Genomic DNA, 17,443 nt, shown 5'->3' with positions numbered 1-17,443 from the left:
CAACAAAATAACCACACACCCTTTTTTATGCGTACATTGCCGAAGCACAAGACGTAATAGCTGGTTTGTGTAACGATCAAGGGGAGAAACAATGAGGAGAAAAGTCAAATTTTGGCTTCTCTTCTTGCTAGGAGTCTGCATATTCATACCGTTTTTCCTTTTCTCGATAATAATCCAAGTGTTCATCGCTGGATTTTCAATTTTCGGAGTTCTATACGCCGCACCGTTCCTCGGAGGGTTCATCATATATTGCTATCTTCTTTACCATTCAGTTTACAAAGGAGCAAAAACGAAGTATCCCATAGTGCCTCCCGAAGGGCGAACGGATATTTATTTCCCTCGAACCGACATTCCAAGACCGATCCATGAAGACGTGCGACGACATCCCAAATTCTTTAAGCGGAAGAAGAAGGTCCAAAGATGGGAGAAAACGAAAAGGAAGAAATAAGCCATAAACAAAAAAAGACTTTACGAACTACCTCAAATGCAATAAGACACGTATTCTGTTACGGGTCTACTTCTTTAAGTGTTGTCTTATCTTCTCAAGCGTCTCCCCTGCCTCAGGCGCATTTTCAAAGAATTTGGTGAGCTTCTCACATTTATAGTCAGCACAGTAAGCACAGTTTTCAACTTCTTTTTCCATTCCACATTTTCTAATCTCACAGAGATGCAGTTGTTGATGAATACCTAGTCCTGGCAAGCAACCGTTGCAGTTTATTTGTTCGGGTCTTATTTCGCTGTTGTAGGCTTTCGACCATTCTTCAGCTACTTGTCTTCTTTTTGCATCATCATCTTCCTGTGTGGCTATGAAGGCTTTGCAAGTTGTACAAGTTATTCCACAAAAAGCAACAATCTTCTTCATACAGTAACATCCTACAAACCAGCAACTAGTCGTTCCATAATATAAAAGTTAATTGTCCAAGTGCGCTATAAAGGCACAACCGTCTTGTTACTCGAAGAAAAGCGAGGTGGGCCGGGCCGGATTTGAACCGGCGATCTTCGCCGCGTGAGGGCGACGTCTTAGCCGAGCTGGACTACCGGCCCCAACACAAGTCTAAACGGTTAACTAGTTCCCTTATATCTTTTGCAGCCTCACCGCCAACATTCATATTTGGAGCCCATAGAATAGTCTTTCAACTACACCACACACCAACAAAAATTTCTTATGCTAAACCCAAACAGTAAAACAGTTGGAAACACGCAAAAAATGAAGTTCGCCTTCATAAGCCCAGGAGCAAACGAAGAACTCTCCCTAACCGAAAAAAGCAAAGTTATAGGCTCCTGGCCACCCTTAGGTATACTCTACGTCGCAACCATACTAAGAAACGAAGGAGTAGAAGTTGCTGTCCTAGACCAAGCGGCAGTAGGCTACTCCATAGAACAAACAGCAAGATGGGTAGAAAAACAAGACCCAGATATACTAGGCTTCTCAACCCTCGCAAGTTCAGGCAAAACAGCCGCGAGAATCGCCCAAAAAGCAAAACAATACAACCCTGACATCAAAACAGTTTTCGGAAACTACTACGCCACCTTCAACCACAAAAAAATACTCACCACATACCCTCAAGCAGACATAATCGTCCGCGGCGAAGGAGAAGAAACAACCAAGGAACTCGTAAAAACCATAGAGAAAAAACGCAGCCTAAAAAAAGTCAGAGGAATAACCTTCAGACAAAAAAACAAAATCATCACCACACCAGACAGACCCCTAATCAAAAACATCGACGAGCTACCAATCCCCGACCGCACACTCCTAAACGTGGAATACCACTCAACTCTCGTAGGCGCCATTGGAGCACCAAAAAAATTCACAACACTACTCTCCTCACGAGGCTGCCCCTACCACTGCAGATTCTGCGGCTGCCAAAAAATCGTCCACGGTATATGGCGCCCAAGATCGGCTGAAAAAACCTTTGAAGAACTCCAACTGCTAGCAAGCGAAGGATACCGACAATTTCTCTTCGTAGACGACAGCTTCACCATAAACCAGAAAAGAATCACTAAACTCTGTAAAAAAATCATCAAAGAAAAGCTAGATGTTGAGTGGATTTGTGAAGGGAGAGTAAACCACGCATCTTACGAGTCAATGCGGTCGATGGTGAAAGCAGGCTGCAAAATCATTTACTTCGGCGTAGAGAGCGCAACTCAGAGAATCTTAGACTACTACCAGAAACAAATAACCCCACAACAATCTAGAACAGCCGTGAAAACGGCTAGAAAAGCTGGAATGGACATAATCGTTGGCTCCTTCATCGTAGGCGCCCCAACAGAAACAAGACAAGAGATAGAAAACACCCTCAAATTCGCACAAGAAGTCCCCCTCGACATCCCCCAATACAACATTTTAGGCGTATTCCCAGGCATGGCCCTCTGGGACGAATTCAAAGCAAAAGGATACCTAACTGAGGAACAGGAAGAGCAACACTGGGAGATGGGCGTCGCCGTCGCCAACATTCATTCAGACACTGTGCCCTACAAGGAAATAAAGTGCCTAATCCGCCACCACTACCGCCAATTCTTCATACAACGCCCAGACTTTCTCTTGGCACAATTAGCGCGAACAATGAAAAGCCCTTTCAGGTTTGGTATTATAAAAGCAAATATAACCCGAATCGGCAGCATCACAAGAGGATGGAAAGATCTTGTCGCCTTCGAAGACGAAGAACACAACATAATAGAAGCTTAGCGAACCAGTTCCCGCTTCTTCCAGCGTAAATTTTTGCTTCTACATTTTCTACATTTAACAGCTGTAGGTGCGTTACGCGCGCCACATCGTCGACAAATCTTCATGTGAAGCCTATGACGTTGAGCAATAGCTTTCTTCTGCAAATCAGTTACAGGCAATAGTTGATTCTCCTAGTCTATTTCACGTCTCAAGCACGGTAGCCACAAATATACTTTGCTGTAGTCTTTTGAACATTTCCAGCTACTTTCGTTTTCTAAAGAGTTTGCAGTCATCAATACCGCACACGTATTCAAAGCCAACTTCTACAAGTTACCTCGCTTCTTCATGCATGCATGCGTTTTGGTGAGTGTCCGTCAGAATCAAATAGAACAATTGAAGCAGACTCTAAGCAATCATGGGTGGAATGGAGAAGGTGACATATTCGAGCTCGAAACTCTTTATGCACATGGACTTCAGTTTTCATCTGATGGATATCCCTCTACAATGATGTCATCAACTTCTATTGCTGAGCAAAACTGAAATAATGGTTATTTACTTAATCTGCATTGGAACAGCGGTCATTTTTTTTGGTCTCGGAATCATGTCCTTTCTGATGAAAGAAAAAATGGAAGAATGTGAGAGATATCTCCACTCCTCAACTGAAATACACTTTTTCACATATTTTTCTCCGTTTCTGTATGCAGTTTTAGCAGACCTTGATGGAAACGAACTGTGAATTGGGGACTTGATAAAGTTTGGCAATGAGTCGAAGTATGACGAGTAATTTATGCATAACACATTACTTGGACTGTGTTTCGTTTAACAGTCTTCTTTCACCTTTAATGTTTTGAATATCCGTAATGTCTTGAGTTACTTCGACGCATCCCACATATTCGCCATTTTGGTTTCGCACAGGAAAATATCGTATGTAGATTTTTCTCTGATTCAATTCTATCCAGAAGTCCGCCGATTTTTTTCTACCTTTCTTTAGGTCGTCCAGTACTTGGCTGACTATATGGACGCTTTTCGGAGGGTGGCACTGTTGAACCTTGCGGCCAATTACTGCTCTTGTTCGGGGGAAAACGCGACCTTCAGCTTTATTGAAGTAACGAACTGTGTCCTCTGCATCTACAAAACTTATGTCTACGGGTAAGACGTTAAGCACCGCTTCTATCTCCTCTTTTGTCAAGCTTCCAGTTTCAAAATCTATGGCTCCTTTTTCTAATGCCGACTTTAACTCTTCTCTTTTCACTTCTTCTTCACCAACCTTCTCGTATTTTGGCGTAAAACAACAGTAACCAAGTTCATCACATTGCTCTCTTATATCTTTCCACTCTTCAGCCTTTATTGTTCGCTGAGCAGCGGGGTAAAGAATATGGTTTTCCTTGTAGATGTGATTTGATAGTTCGTCGGTGATGTAGCTTCCAGTGTCTGCCAATTGTTTTTTGAAGTCTTGAAAACTAAGTGTGTCACGGACTCTCACTAATTCGAGAAGGTGCTTCTTCTTCTCCTTCAACTCGTTGTGTTCAGCCCACATTATTGCCGGTGGCTCAGTTATGCCATGTTTTTGAAGGTAAGGAAAGAGAACGTTCTCTTCTCTTACGTTGTGTTTTTCCACTTCCATGAGGTGGTCAGCAGTGTGTTTCAACTTGTGCATTTCCTCGTTAACTTCCTCAAAACTCTCCGCAGCGCTGACTTTTTGAATGATGTTCTTAAGTTCTTCTAGGTGCTGGAGAATTATTTTGTGCTCTTCCATAAAAACGTGGATCGGATGATCCGTTGGAACCTCAACTGTTTGTTTGTCGAGGGATTCTCTGAAAATCGCTAGGTGTACGCTGCAAAGTTTGCGTATTTCTTCTCTGGGCATTCCTTCATTTACAAGTTCTTGCTCTAGCTTTGCTATTTCTGTTGGGCCAACGTTTCTTAGGATATTCCTGAATTTTGTCTTAACTTCTTCAGGGTGCTTTCCTTCATGTATCTATTTGATTAAATCTCTGATCAGTTCTTTGGACGTTGTTTTTTCTTGGAGATTCTTTAACTCTTCTTTGTCTACCATTTTAACTCACTCTCTCTTTAATGGCGACTCAAATACAGCGGGCTTGCCGCCTCCCTCTTTTTACGTTCCTTTAAGTGCCTTGTTGTTAGGCATTCCCCTCTTGTGGGGCAATATTTCTTTGCGTGATGAGAGAAGATTTTGAATATTGGCTCCATTGTTTCTTTGTTCAATGCGTAGATTCGTTCCCTTTTTCGTTTTTCTGAGAAGACAAACTTACATCTCTCTAAGGGTCGAAGGTTGTGCGAAATCATGCTTTGTTCCTGGTTGAGAGCTTCAGCAATTTCAGTTACGTTTTTTGGTCTTTTTCTTAGAAGTTCAAGAATCGCCAGTCGTGTCGGATTGGATAGCGTAGAAAAGAATAGGTGGCACGTCTCGCTTAAGTCGTGTTTCATCTTCTTCTCACTCAGAGCTTATAGATGACATATTTTTCATATGAAATATATATCATTCTTATATTTAAGCTTTCCCGCTCACACCTTCCCAGCTAAAAACTCCGCAATGTCACTCGGTCTTGCAGCAACCTTTACTCCAGCAGTCCTAAACGCTTCAATCTTGCCCGCCGCAGTCCCCGCCTTACCCATAACAATGGCGCCCGCATGCCCCATACGTTTCCCCGAAGGTGCCGTACGTCCAGCAACAAACGCCACAACACGCTTCGGATACTTCATCATAGCAATATACTCTGCCGCCTGCTCCTCAGCATTACCACCAATCTCACCTATCAAAACAACAGCCTTTGTCTGACTATCGCCCTCAAACATTTTTAACGCATCCACAAAACTCAAACCCACAATTGGGTCGCCTCCTAACCCAAAGCAAGTGGACTGCCCTAAACCATGCTTTGTCAGTTCAGCCGCAATCTCGTAGGTCAAGGTTCCACTTCGAGAAGCAATACCCACAACACCATGCGTGAAAATGTGGGCAGGCATTATTCCCAGTTTACATTCACCAGGAGTGATAACGCCAGGAGTGTTAGGGCCAATAACGGTTACGCCTTGTTGTTTTGCGTAAGCCATGATCTGAATAGAGTCTCTTATGGGAATGTGCTCCGTGATTATTATGACAGCCTTTATGTTAGCATCCATAGCTTCAAGTGCCGCTTCTGCCGCAAAGGGTGCGGGAACAAAAATTATGGATGCATTTGCGTCATGCCGCAGAACAGCTTCCTTAACGGTGTCGTAAACTGGAACGCCGAGGACTTTTACTCCACCTTTGCCGGGGGTTACTCCTGCAACAATCTTGGTTCCATAGTCTAGCATTAAGCGTGTGTGAAAACTGCCTTGCGTACCAGTAATGCCCTGCACAACAGCTCTCGTATCTTTCCCAACAATAATTCCCATTCCTGTTTTCACTCTCTCTTGGACATTTCCACTGCTTTTTTCGCGGCTTCCTCCATACTATCTAGAACATGAATTCCAGCTTCTACTAGTATGCGGCGACCTTCTTCCTCATTTGTGCCCACCAACCGTATCACTATAGGTTTTATGAAGTCGGCTTTCTTCTTTGCCCCCAAGATTCCTCTAGCAACGTCGTCGCAACGGGTGATGCCCCCCAGAATGTTAATGAAAACTACAGATGCTTGGGGATCTACTAAGAGAATGTTGAGAGCCTTCACTATTTGCTCTTCAGAAGCACCTCCGCCAACATCAAGGAAGTTAGCAGGTTTGCCGCCGTAAAGCTGCACGGCATCTAGGGTAGCCATCACTAAGCCTGCTCCATTCCCCATTATTCCAATATTACCATTCAGCTTCACATAAGCCAAGTCTGCTTTTCGAGCATCTATTTCTTCAGGCGTCAGTTCAGTCTTGTCTTCTGAAAGCAACCGAGCCTTATATTCAGGGTGACGGAAAAGAGCGTTATCGTCGATTATAATTCGAGCGTCCGCTGCAACAAACTGTCCATCAATGGCTTCAACTATGGGGTTCATTTCAATTAGTTCAGCGTCATACTCCAGGGTAACCTTGTAAAGTTTTTGAAAGATCGTTGCAAGCTTTAACATTGATTTTCCCGAGTATCCCATCTTGCCTACCATCTGTCGGGCATGATAACTTCGAAAGCCTAGAACTGGGTCGATAAATATTTTGATTATCTTTTCAGGTGTATTGGCTGCGACTTCTTCTATGTCCACCCCCCCTGCAGTAGATGCGACGGCCACATAGCAGCATCGAGGGCGGTCGATTGTGATGCCGAAGTAAAGCTCCTTTTTCACTTTGACTTTTTCCTCTATCCAGACGCTTCTAACATTAAGGCCTTTTATTTCCATGCTTAAAATTCTCGCAGCAATCCCCTCAAGTTCTTCCAACGTGTTGGCAAACTGGATTCCACCGGCTTTGCCTCTCCCAGCAACAAGCACTTGAGCCTTAACAGCATAAGGGGCATTTAGCTGAGAAGCAGCTTCCTTTGCTTGGGTTGGAGAGGTGGCTAATTCACCACGGGGGATAGGAATTTTATATTTTGCTAGAATTGTTTTTGCTTCATGCTCAAAGAGTTTCATGAAGGAGCACTTCCATGGAAGAGAGTCATTTTAACGTTTGAATAGTGATATAAGTTCTTGTGTCTAAAACCCCGTCCACATTTGCCAGTTTCTTCAGGGCTATATCTAGATTTTCTTGTTGAATAACCAGAAGGGCGTCCACGTCACCTGCCACACGAAAGACACGTTGAATTGGGAATTGGAAAATTTCCTCATAAGCTTCCTTTCGTTTCAAAGGAGAGATTTTAAGAAAGACAAAAGCAGGATTTGCTGAGATTCCTAGAAGGGTTAAGCCTTTTTCGGTAACATCTATGAAACCTCTACCTGTACGAATGTAACCTTGATCTCGAAGTTTGCGCAAGTGCACATTTAGGGCTTGGCGGCTTATCCCGAGCTGTGCCGCCAAATCGTTTTGCTTAATTCGTAAAGTGTAAGTCGTTATTATTTTACCCCTTTCGTAAAGCATACGAAGCAGCCGCACAGGACGCCCAGTAAGAACAACCTCTTCGCTCAAATAGCTTCCACCTTGATTTTAGACAAGACAAAGCTTTACGATAGTAATGATTATTAAACTTATGCACAATGAAAATTAAGGCTTTACGTGTCCAAAAGATGCCGCTTGAATGCTGCCTTAAATACCGTAATGTATTTATCTACTCCACTGCACCTTAAAAAGCCCAGAATATAAACGTCAAGGAGCGAGGCGATATAATCTCTGAAACTAACACGGTGATAATTAGAGGAAGACCTCTAATGAACTATATGCTCATCTGCACAACACTCTCTCATGAGAGCAGAAAGAGTTGTCGTCAGAACCCCAAACCAAGTAGCAAGTAGTACCCTAGATGTTACAGAAGCAGATTCATAGCACGCCTTTAAAACAAGGACAACTAGAATAGCATCACAGTTCAGTACATGAAACATGTGTCGCCCCTCCTTAGCTTCGGAGGACACCAAAAAGGTGAAAACACAGCTATGCAATTTCTGCTTAAAAAGCGGAATACTATGTTCAAATTGTCAGGCAAAGGTCAAATCAGGTCAGATCAGCGACACATATCTTGAAATCGCTAACTTGCTTCTGAGTCTGGAAGAGAAATACCCTCCTCTGCAGGATGTTTATTTTCATAAAGCCGTCGAAGCAGACGGCGTTCTCGCGTTGATTGTTGAGCGCGGTGATGTTGCTCGTCTTTTAGGGTATGGTGGAAAAATTATAAGGGCGATAGCTGAAAAAACTGGCAAAAGGATTCGCATCTTAGAACAAGGTGTAGATGACAGAAAATTTCTTGAAGACCTATTTGCTCCTCTACCTGTTATGACAATAAACACAATCTGGCTTCCAGATGGAACCACTGAAACCCGAGTTATTCTAAGAAAAAGAGGGAGAAGACCACCGCCTATCAATGTTGAAGCAATGAAGCAAATTACTAAGAAAGTTCGAAACATGGTTCTCAGAGTAGAGTTTTCACGTTGAGGCGAACAGCAATATGGAACTTGACCCGCTAGAGGACTGGCGAAAAACACAATACACTACAGACATAAAGCCAGAACTTGATGGGACAGAAGTCATTGTTTTAGGTTGGGTTCAAGAAATCCGAGATCTAGGCGCCATAAAATTCATAATCCTTCAAGATCGAAAAGGAACCGTGCAAATAACTATCCCAAAGAAAAAAGCAAGAAAGGAAATCTTAGAGAAAGCAAACTCTCTGCAAACGCAATACTGCATCGGCGTAAAAGGCATGGTGAAGAAGACGAAAATGACCCAGCGAGGCTTCGAAATAATCCCAACCAAAATGAGAATTCTAGGAATAGCACAGCATCCGCTACCTTTCGATGTAACTGGCAAAACTCCTGCTTCTATAGACACGCGATTGAACGCTCGAGTCCTAGACCTTTCTCAAGAGGAAAATCGGGCAATTTGGAACATCCAGCACACGACGTTGACCACCCTTCGCAGGTTTCTTTCAGAAAAAGATTTCATAGAAGTCTACACACCGAGAATCATTGCAACCGCAACTGAAGGTGGAGCCGCCCTTTTCTCCGTAAACTATTTCGACCAAGAAGCCTATTTGGCGCAGAGCCCACAACTATACAAAGAAGAGCTAACTTTGTGTTTCGAGAAGATTTTTGAAGTTGGACCCTTTTTTAGGGCTGAAGAGTCTCACACACGGAGACATTTGAGCGAGTTTATCTCAATAGATATAGAACAGGCTTTCGCTACCGCAGACGACGTAATGATACTGCTTGAACAAACTTTGCATTACATCTGTGAAACCGTGAAGAGGAATTGCCAAAAGGAGCTTGAAATCCTGAAACACGAAGTAGATGTCCCCGAATTACCCTCAAAACGCTTTGCTTACACTCAAATTCTAAATGAACTGAAGAAAGAAGGGATAGAAATCCCATGGGGTGAAGATATCCCAACGCCTGCTTACCGAACTCTAGGCAAACTTCATCCTTACTTCTACTTCATAACTGAGTGGCCTACGAAATCCAAACCGTTCTACATCAAACCACATGATGATAACCCTGAGGTCAGTGAAGGATTCGACTTCATGTGGAAATGGATGGAGCTGGCCTCCGGAGGAACACGCGTTCACTCAAAAACCCTCTTAATGAAACGCCTGAAAGAACAAGGATTAAACCCAAAATCCTTCAAGCACCATTTACAAGTTTTTGACTATGGACTGCCTCCGCACGCAGGATGGGCAGCTGGCCTAGAAAGGGTGCTGATGATGTTGACAGGCAAACGGAACATTCGGGAAGTTGTTTTATTCCCCAGAGACCGCACCAGACTCACCCCATGAAAATGACAAGCTATCGTTCTCGTCTAGAAGATAAGTCCACAAACATATAAGAAAGGGCAAAACGCCAATTTATTGTAGGAAGGAGAAGAATAAAAATGCAAAAAAAAGCTATCGCTATAGTAGCTATCATATTATTGACGCTTGGAACATTAGGTGTAGTCTCCCTTTTTATACCACCCCAAGCCGTCCCATTAGACTTTGAAACCATGTGCGAAGGAACGGTTGACAAGAAGCCGGGCGAATCCTTCACCATCAAGATAACCTTCAAGAACAAAGGCACAACAGAAGGCACGTGGAAAATCACCGTGACTTTTGAAGGAGAGGATTGGACATGGAAAGGCGAGGAGAAACAACTCACGCTAAAGCCGTGTAAAACGAAAACTCTGACTTGGGAAGGAAACGTGTCAGAAGACGCTGCCGTAGACGCTGTTGCACGATTAGTCGTATACTACGACAGCGAGTTTGCGGCTTTGAATTGGTGGATTCACGTGATACGTGACGCGGAACTCTACATAATTGACAGCAAAGTAAGCTAGAACCAGCTTTCATAATAAAGTGGAGATGTCTCCCGCCTTTCTCCGCCTTTTTTATGCGGTTAGGAATTGAATGCACAAAATATATTTTACTGTTTCACAATAGGACGTGTTAGGGGGAGGTAGAGATTGGCTATCCGCGTTTTTTGGACGGTTCTCTATGGATTGCTAATGGCATGTTTCTTTTTAGTGGGAATCTATCTCCCGTATTTAGGCTGGGCTGGCTTTATTGTATTACCTCTGATGACAAGCGCTATTGTTGGTTACTTCTCAAAACAAATCAGAGAAGCCTTCTCGGTTATTGTAGTGGGACTCGTTGTCTATGGAGTCATAGCACTAATACTCATAGGGGTGCTTTCCAGTTCTATAGCAAACGCTCTATATTGGGTACATGAAGCGAGTTGGCCTCAACTCTCAGAAGCTGAGCTTCATGCAACAATGTATAACGAGACAGTCTACGCTCTTAGCATAATGTGTATCGGCTTTTTTATGATTCAGATTTCGTTGACAGTTGGTGGAGTATCCGTCGGAATATTTGTCAAGAAATTGCAGAGGATGTTGCAACCAGCCAAAGATCGAATAATCAGTTATGGAGATTTCACAACTGAAGGCATAACGAGAACAGGTGTAGTTAAAGTGAGAGTGATCGGAACTATTCCAGAGGAACTGTATGAATGGATGAAAAAAGAAGTAGAAGCCAGCAACTACGTTAACCAAAGCCACATTATCGAAGCTGCTCTAAGAAAACTCAAAGAAGAGAGAGAAGAACCATAGTATACATTGATTTTATTCGATGCGCGCTCGAAAAACTTTTAATTTAGAAGAAAACTGTTTAACGAAGGGGGTTTCACACGAAATTTTCCGTTATCATATGTGGTGAAAGTGGCGAGGGAGAGCATAACCCATATGTTACATTTCAATCTGACCTTCGAAAAGACATCATCATAGGCTTACACAAGGGTCAATCTGTGGCAGACTTGACAAAATCGTTGGAGATTCACGAAGATGAGATTCTAAACCAGTTAAAATTTTTGAAGGATGGGGACTTTGTAAAAGAACAAAACGGTAAGACTTTGCCAAACTTTTTCGTTGCCTTAAGAGCAGATGTCGTAAGAACAAGAAAGGCATCTGCTGGGTTAAGCAGAGAGATAGGAAAAGTTTACGAAACCAATTGGGATGCTGTTATCGAAACCTACAACAAACTCTCTGTTTCTTCCAGATTTGGTTTCGAAAGAGTGGGCTTCGTATTGATAGGTGCTTACTCATTGGATATGATAGATAAGTTTAAAGAAGAGGGAAAAATCATGCCAGAAGCTCCAAAAAGGAAGACTGGAAGATACTACATGTGGGGTGTAGAGAATGGAGTGGAGGCTCTTGGGCGATATGGAATGCATAGCGGTAAACTCAACGGGTATGGCTTCGCCAGTTTTGGGGGAGAAAAGGAGAGAAGAAGGACTTCACCGCCCGACCATAGCGCTATTGTGTTGATGAAAGAGGTGGGAGAGGATAATTTAATGAATGGCTATCTAAAGTTCCAGAAGCTTCCTAATTCTGAAAGAAAATCTTTAAAGGAAAAAATCGAAAAAATCACGATTAGAGCTCTCAAAGAGTATGAGAGAAAATATCACGATGAGAGCTATGAGATAAGCAAAGAATCAGAGAAGCATTTAACAGAATGGTTGTATCTCGACAGCAATCTTATACCCTCAACTCCGATCTACACTGGAAGTGATGTCGAATTAATTAGAAGTTTCGTGGATGATATGTCAGTGCACGTTTTCGACACGTTATACAAGAGTATGGACGCAATAGACGAGATATTTCGGAAATGTGAAGCAAGCAAGTATGCTAATTTCCCTGAATTTTTCTGCTGGTACTATCATTTGATATTCACGGAGACTATGGACTCTTTGATTAAGAAGGAAAAACTTAGTTACCCCCTGCATGGGTACGAGTTCTGGGTTTGGAAAAAATAGTTGAATAGTAATTGTGCGAGCGTGTTCAATTAATAGATTAAAAAATGGGAATACGCGCGCAGCAATACTCTATCATCAAACTAAAGATATCCTTTACGTGAAGGAGTTCTTAGGCCATAAGCGAGTCGAAGATACTATGCTCTATATTCAAGTTGCTGAAGCTATTTTCAAAGAGATAACAGATGAGTTCACCGTAAAGAGTGGCAAAGACATCTAAAGAAATTCAAGGCTTGCTTGACGTAGGCTTTGAATACATCTGCGAGAAAGATGGTTTGATGTTTTTCCGCAAACGCAAATAGCTATATAAAAACCGAAAAAGCTGTCTAAAACCCAGCTTTTATCATGTTGCGTGGCTTCATAAATTCACGTAAGACCACAGTTGCGTAACAGCCACGATGCAGAGTAAAACTAATTCTCAGTTCCTTCTTGCGCAGATTTGACTCGTCTTTGACTGGTTTATCTGCGTTAAGATTTATTATAGGTGTCATAATAGCTCGAAGGTCGCCAGCTGCACTCATCTCTGGCGCAGAAGAGACGTAGAAATTCGCTTGAGTTATTTTTTCACTTTCAAGTATGGAGTGCTCTATTTCGCCTTGCAGGCCCTCTGAAGAGGTTTGCTTGAACCCTATTAAGGGAATTGCGACGTACATCTCACCTTTTTTTACTTTTTTTCGTAAATCTTCAAGCTTCTCATGTGTGGCCTTTATGTAGCTTCTGATTGGCAAGCCATGGCTGTCGGTTTTCACAACGTAATCACCGAGTTGTGGTTCGTTAATTGGAATCTTACGTAGTAGGCGTTGGCTGAGAAATCGGTTGAAGATGTATGACTGGTATGCTTGAAGAAAGAGCCTGCACAAACGCTGGGGCAGCCTTCTGAAAGCGCCCGCAAAGTTTTTCGGATGCTTAACCAAGTGAGCCAACATTAATCGTTCATACAATAACCATCGTGGAAAAACATTGATTACCTCCTTAAAGTCTCTAGTCTCTTGCAATCTCTGTCTCGCTTCTCTCGATTGGGGATGCTCATAGGGGCTTGACTCGGCGAGAAACAGTAGCGCTGCCCTTTCCAAATCATCACGCGCTAAGGCTTTGCCAACCAAATGGGTAATAGGTCGAATAGTGCCAAAACGTTGGTGTCCAAAGAAATTCGGAATGCCCCCTAAGACGCGTAACTCGTTTACCATGTCAGACATTCTTTCTTGAACGACTGCGTTACTATGGCTGATGTTTCTTATTGCTATATGGAATGTGTTGCCGAATGACATGTGGGGAAAAATCATGTTTGGCGAATAACGGAGAGGATACACATGAATATCGTCTACTCGTATGCGTCTTAGCTGTCTCAAATTTATATTTTCGATGCTGATGTGCTGAGCGGTTAAGGCTTTTTTATCTTTTATTCCTGCAATTCTCACACGCCGCTCACTGATACCTAATTGCTTAGCGATTTTTCTTGCCGCCAGCAACGTGTCCCAGTTTAGTTTGACGAGCAAACAAATCAGGTAACGTCCTTCCCCTGTTACTTGACCCCGCAGCTTTGGCTTTAGCTCTGCCTTTGAACCGTCGACAAGCACCTCTTCAACCATAAAGTCTTCAGGCATCTGCCGTATTACGCCACCTATGCCACGAGTCTTTGTGACGAAAGTTTCAATGCCCAACTGTTTTTCAATTGTTGGAACTTTCAAGATTAACCCTGCTCATAGAAGCGGTAGTTTCCCCGTTATTTTGTCAATTTGTATAGAGGGTGCTGGCCCAATGCCTAGACATGTCACGGTGCTTGGGGGGAGTTGTGTTAATCCTCGATCTATAATGAGGCTGTGGGGAAGTTTCATCCCTACTGCTTCTTTTTGAAGCTCTAACAGTTCGGCTAGATTTTTCACTTTTACAGCTACTTTGCATTGTCCTTCCCTCAACCATGCCTGCCACCATTCGGAGCGCCTCTTTCTAGCTTCTTCAGCGGCGGAAACCGCTGCATGCCCTACCTGTGCTGCCAGTTTGCCTTTACCCATCTTCAGGTCTGTTCTTACCGCTATCACTTGTTTGTATTCGAACTCTTCTTGTGACATCCAATACACGCTCAGTGTTCAGTTGTGTTTAAGGTTAAAGGGCTTTACAGATGTGCTTAGAAGAACGAAGCTATTAAGAAATATAATGCTGTCGCTAAAATCCTTGGGCTTTTAGCTATGCGAATCAATGAAGTACCTTGAAAATCAACGTCTCTCACAGTCTTCAAACTCTCATCTAACCTCAGCCGCGTGCAAAGAGTGATGAGTTGGTCGAGTTGTTTGTCTGAGAAACTGTTAAGCATTGTACGCAGACGTTTCATTGCCATCATATCAAAACCTATCTTCTTTTTCCATCGACGTTCATATTCAGCGAGAAAGTTTGCTGAAAAATCTTTGTGGCGAACAGCTCGGGCAACAACCTTACCTGCAATTTCCGCGCAGGTCAATCCCATAACAACACCTCCACCTGTAGTAGGTTTAACCTGTGAAGCCGTGTCCCCTACAACCAGCAACCCATCATAGAACGTTCGGGGAATTGGACCACCTAACGAAATAGGATGGTAGGCAAGGTTTGTAACATGGCTCCGCTTGAGCCTTTGACGGGCAATCGGGTTGTGATTGACAAAATGGCGTAAACACTCCCGAGGATTACCTCTTTCTGTTCCCAAGCCAACCTTCGCGGTGCCATCACGTCGCGGGACTATCCAAGCGAAGAAGCCAGTGGCGAAGTTGCGGCTTAAAAAAACTTCAACTGTGTCGTTGTCGATGTTATTAATCTTGTCAACTTCCGCTTGTACTCCATTAACTATCGTACGACTATTAAGTGAAGGCAGTCCTGCTCGCTTTAGAAGACTTGAGGACACACCTTCCGCATCAATTACAACCTTAGACACAAGCTTTTTGGTTCTTTTCTTTTTTTTGAAAATAATGCCCCTGACTGTGCCCTTTTCAATCAAAAGAGAATCCACGTGAGTGTTATTTACAATTTTAGCGCCAGCTTTTAAAGCCATATTCGAAAGATGCTGGTCAAAAAGCGCCCTGTTAACAACACAAGTCACGGGAGAGGCAAATCGAACCACAAATTTGTATCCAGAAGAAGAATAGAAGACAGCTGATTTAATCTCGTTCTCAAAGACGTTTTTCGGCAAACGGAGATCAAATCGTCTTATACCTGCAAGGCTTAGGTGGCCTGTGCAGTGCGAAGGCACTCCAACTTTACCGTGTTCCTCGAAAATAGTAACTTGGGCGCCTAGTTTTGCTGCTTGCAAGGCAGAAAAAGAACCGGTTGGGCCAGCGCCAACAACTACTACGTCAGAGCTCACTAGAATCACGTTTGCTGTTTTCAAACTTCACTTAGGTATTTAGCTATTTACTTTTTCGTTTAGCTTTAAAAATTGAAAGCAAGAAAAAAGAAGAGAGGGGGAAAGAAGAGTGTTCCTAGATTTTTCTTTTACTCAGTGCTTTACGGAAGACGCCGCATTTGGGACAGTCGAAAAGACCAATTTCGAGTTCAAGTCTTTTGCCTTGCTTGTCAGGGCGCCCTGCCATTTTCCAAGTTTTTCTGGGCTTAGCAATCTCTTTTCCGCATTTAGGACATTTAGCCATATATATCATCCGTTTCCATCATACATATGTATATGAATATATAATTTTCCATGCAAAAGAGCTTTCAACTGTGAAAATGACTGCTTTAAGCAGCAGTAGAAAGTTTTGAAGGAATAGGATAAGATGTCGTCAAGAGATGAAGTGTTGCAAACGATAAAAAATGGCAAACGCGAGCTTGGCATCGAAGATATGACGTTTGAAGTAAAATATGTTGAGAGACCGAGCAAAATAGGAAAACGAGCGGAGATCTTCATCTGGTCTCAAGACCAGGCAGAAATAGTGCTGTATCCAGATGCAACGCTTTTTAGCGTTCGTCATGAACTTTGTCATGCAAAGCTGTTTAGAATGGGTTTCCCTTTGACGAATACTGAGAAGGACCTTGAACTGTTTCCTGATTTAAAAGATTATAGGAGGATGGTGGTTATCGTTGAATGGTACATCAATGAGCTTCAGAAACGAGTTTTTGACGAATATTACGCGGTCGATGAAGCAGGTACCGCTCGACCGCCTCCGTTCCCAGAATTACCAGGACTTCCAGAGGAGAAATTTACTGCTGAGCAGATTATCCATATAACTGAAATTGTGAAAAGAGAAGGTAAAGGTGGTGCTTTTTAAGTCTAAGTTCTTCCGCGCCAAAATGCCAACACTACGAGACTTCGAGCAATCAGAGAAACCCCTACTACTGCTATAATTCCACCTATGAAAGGAAACCATTTTATGGCTTCTGAAAGCAAAAGGTTGAACATGTAGGCTGCGCCCAACCAAAGAACAATGTTGGAAGTCGTCTCAGCCACCTTGTTCATATGAGACTTAAAATTGAGCCTCAATGCCAAGACAAAGAACTGAAATAGTCCAAAGACTATGCAGAACTGCATTACTGTTTCATAGACCACAAGGTGTTCGTTCACATGTGTAGGAGCAGGCAAAAGCACGTTGTCCGTAATATTTTTTAACTCGAAATCTTCAAAGAACGCTAAAACTTCTGCATAGTAATTTGGCACAATAACGAAAAACAACGCGAAAAGCATAACAAAAAAACCGAACGAGAGAAGACCAATCCAATTTTCTCTTCTATCATGTGGCACTCTAAACAACCTCTCATCTATCTGATTGATTAGCGATGTAACCTTAAAAAATTGACTGTCAACAAGGAACACCACACACTCAGCAAGCCAACATAATGCGCAGCAAACCTATAACACCCAAACACCCGTATCCACACCAATTATAGCCCGACACCTCGAGCTATTGGGAGCCACGGGCTGAATGTCTCGGCCGAAGCCTTGACACGTACACCCCAGCTCCATCAACCCCATCTTCTATGG

The 17,443-nt window shown here is 43.0% G+C and carries 19 protein-coding genes, 1 tRNA gene, 1 rRNA gene and 1 pseudogene; 8 read left to right on the top strand and 14 right to left on the bottom strand.

All coding sequences use genetic code 11. The features are described 5' to 3' along the window. The first annotated feature begins 91 nt into the window (after positions 1–91). The gene (locus tag KAU88_07825) at positions 92–448 is read left to right on the top strand and encodes a hypothetical protein (GenBank protein ID MCK4478416.1); all 357 of its coding nucleotides are present in this window, start codon (positions 92–94) and stop codon (positions 446–448) included. Positions 449–514: 66 nt separating this feature from the next. Here the strand turns inward: KAU88_07825 and KAU88_07820 are convergent, their stop codons facing one another. Next, positions 515–862, bottom strand: a complete 348-nt coding sequence (locus tag KAU88_07820) for a DUF3795 domain-containing protein (protein ID MCK4478415.1) — start codon at positions 860–862, stop codon at positions 515–517. 107 nt (positions 863–969) lie between these two features. Next, positions 970–1,044 (bottom strand) — tRNA-Val (locus KAU88_07815). A 163-nt stretch (positions 1,045–1,207) separates the two neighbouring features. On the opposite strand from KAU88_07815, the gene KAU88_07810 reads away from it, so the two are divergent. After that, on the top strand, positions 1,208–2,686 hold the full coding sequence (locus KAU88_07810) for a cobalamin-dependent protein (GenBank protein ID MCK4478414.1): 1,479 nt from the start codon (positions 1,208–1,210) through the stop codon (positions 2,684–2,686). Here KAU88_07810 and KAU88_07805 read toward each other — a convergent pair. The 6 genes and pseudogenes from KAU88_07805 to KAU88_07780 all read right to left on the bottom strand — a co-directional run bounded on the left by KAU88_07805 (position 2,683) and on the right by KAU88_07780 (position 7,708). Further along, on the bottom strand, positions 2,683–2,844 hold the full coding sequence (locus KAU88_07805; GenBank protein MCK4478413.1) for a 50S ribosomal protein L40e: 162 nt from the start codon (positions 2,842–2,844) through the stop codon (positions 2,683–2,685). The two genes, KAU88_07810 and KAU88_07805, sit on opposite strands and share 4 nt — an antisense overlap. 620 nt (positions 2,845–3,464) lie before the next feature. Continuing rightward, positions 3,465–4,721, bottom strand: a pseudogene (locus tag KAU88_07800) (DUF438 domain-containing protein). Between the two features lie 17 nt (positions 4,722–4,738). After that, on the bottom strand, positions 4,739–5,113 hold the full coding sequence (locus KAU88_07795; GenBank protein MCK4478412.1) for a winged helix-turn-helix transcriptional regulator: 375 nt from the start codon (positions 5,111–5,113) through the stop codon (positions 4,739–4,741). A 78-nt stretch (positions 5,114–5,191) separates the two neighbouring features. Then, positions 5,192–6,061 carry a succinate--CoA ligase subunit alpha gene (gene sucD / locus KAU88_07790; protein ID MCK4478411.1) on the bottom strand — a complete coding sequence of 290 codons (870 nt, stop codon included), beginning with the start codon at positions 6,059–6,061 and terminating at the stop codon, positions 5,192–5,194. An 8-nt stretch (positions 6,062–6,069) separates the two neighbouring features. Beyond that, complete coding sequence (gene sucC / locus KAU88_07785) at positions 6,070–7,215, bottom strand: ADP-forming succinate--CoA ligase subunit beta (GenBank protein MCK4478410.1); 1,146 nt, start codon at positions 7,213–7,215, stop codon at positions 6,070–6,072. A gap of 25 nt (positions 7,216–7,240) precedes the next feature. Beyond that, positions 7,241–7,708, bottom strand: a complete 468-nt coding sequence (locus KAU88_07780) for an Lrp/AsnC family transcriptional regulator (GenBank protein MCK4478409.1) — start codon at positions 7,706–7,708, stop codon at positions 7,241–7,243. Between the two features lie 447 nt (positions 7,709–8,155). Between KAU88_07780 and KAU88_07775 the strand changes: the two genes are divergently transcribed. The 5 genes from KAU88_07775 (at position 8,156) to KAU88_07755 (ending at position 12,507) form a co-directional block, all read left to right on the top strand. After that, on the top strand, positions 8,156–8,665 hold the full coding sequence (locus tag KAU88_07775) for a hypothetical protein (protein ID MCK4478408.1): 510 nt from the start codon (positions 8,156–8,158) through the stop codon (positions 8,663–8,665). A gap of 13 nt (positions 8,666–8,678) precedes the next feature. Then, complete coding sequence (gene aspS / locus KAU88_07770; GenBank protein ID MCK4478407.1) at positions 8,679–9,998, top strand: aspartate--tRNA(Asn) ligase; 1,320 nt, start codon at positions 8,679–8,681, stop codon at positions 9,996–9,998. Positions 9,999–10,093: 95 nt separating this feature from the next. After that, positions 10,094–10,534 carry a hypothetical protein gene (locus KAU88_07765; protein MCK4478406.1) on the top strand — a complete coding sequence of 147 codons (441 nt, stop codon included), beginning with the start codon at positions 10,094–10,096 and terminating at the stop codon, positions 10,532–10,534. A gap of 126 nt (positions 10,535–10,660) precedes the next feature. Then, entirely contained in the window at positions 10,661–11,305 is a 645-nt protein-coding gene (locus KAU88_07760) for a hypothetical protein (protein ID MCK4478405.1), read from the top strand. 203 nt (positions 11,306–11,508) lie between these two features. Further along, positions 11,509–12,507, top strand: a complete 999-nt coding sequence (locus KAU88_07755; GenBank protein ID MCK4478404.1) for a hypothetical protein — start codon at positions 11,509–11,511, stop codon at positions 12,505–12,507. Between the two features lie 323 nt (positions 12,508–12,830). Here KAU88_07755 and truD read toward each other — a convergent pair whose 3' ends face one another. The 4 genes from truD to KAU88_07735 all read right to left on the bottom strand — a co-directional run bounded on the left by truD (position 12,831) and on the right by KAU88_07735 (position 16,118). Then, positions 12,831–14,192 carry a tRNA pseudouridine(13) synthase TruD gene (truD, locus tag KAU88_07750; protein ID MCK4478403.1) on the bottom strand — a complete coding sequence of 454 codons (1,362 nt, stop codon included), beginning with the start codon at positions 14,190–14,192 and terminating at the stop codon, positions 12,831–12,833. Positions 14,193–14,204: 12 nt separating this feature from the next. Further along, entirely contained in the window at positions 14,205–14,573 is a 369-nt protein-coding gene (pth2, locus tag KAU88_07745; GenBank protein MCK4478402.1) for a peptidyl-tRNA hydrolase Pth2, read from the bottom strand. Between the two features lie 56 nt (positions 14,574–14,629). Then, entirely contained in the window at positions 14,630–15,835 is a 1,206-nt protein-coding gene (locus KAU88_07740; protein ID MCK4478401.1) for an NAD(P)/FAD-dependent oxidoreductase, read from the bottom strand. 115 nt (positions 15,836–15,950) lie between these two features. Continuing rightward, positions 15,951–16,118: a chorismate-binding protein gene (locus KAU88_07735; GenBank protein ID MCK4478400.1), complete on the bottom strand. Its 168-nt coding sequence runs from the start codon at positions 16,116–16,118 to the stop codon at positions 15,951–15,953. A gap of 144 nt (positions 16,119–16,262) precedes the next feature. On the opposite strand from KAU88_07735, the gene KAU88_07730 reads away from it, so the two are divergent. Next, the gene (locus KAU88_07730) at positions 16,263–16,733 is read left to right on the top strand and encodes a hypothetical protein (protein ID MCK4478399.1); all 471 of its coding nucleotides are present in this window, start codon (positions 16,263–16,265) and stop codon (positions 16,731–16,733) included. A 2-nt stretch (positions 16,734–16,735) separates the two neighbouring features. On the opposite strand, the gene KAU88_07725 is transcribed toward KAU88_07730, so the two are convergent. Both KAU88_07725 and KAU88_07720 read right to left on the bottom strand, forming a co-directional pair. After that, entirely contained in the window at positions 16,736–17,278 is a 543-nt protein-coding gene (locus KAU88_07725; protein MCK4478398.1) for a hypothetical protein, read from the bottom strand. A 68-nt stretch (positions 17,279–17,346) separates the two neighbouring features. Continuing rightward, positions 17,347–17,443: ribosomal RNA gene (locus KAU88_07720) — 23S ribosomal RNA — on the bottom strand; the annotation flags it as partial.

This window comes from Candidatus Bathyarchaeota archaeon, from assembly GCA_023131225.1.
Lineage (GTDB): Archaea > Thermoproteota > Bathyarchaeia > Bathyarchaeales > SOJC01 > JAGLZW01.
Note: the sequence above shows the minus strand (reverse complement) of the source record. Positions and strands in the feature narration are given on the sequence as shown.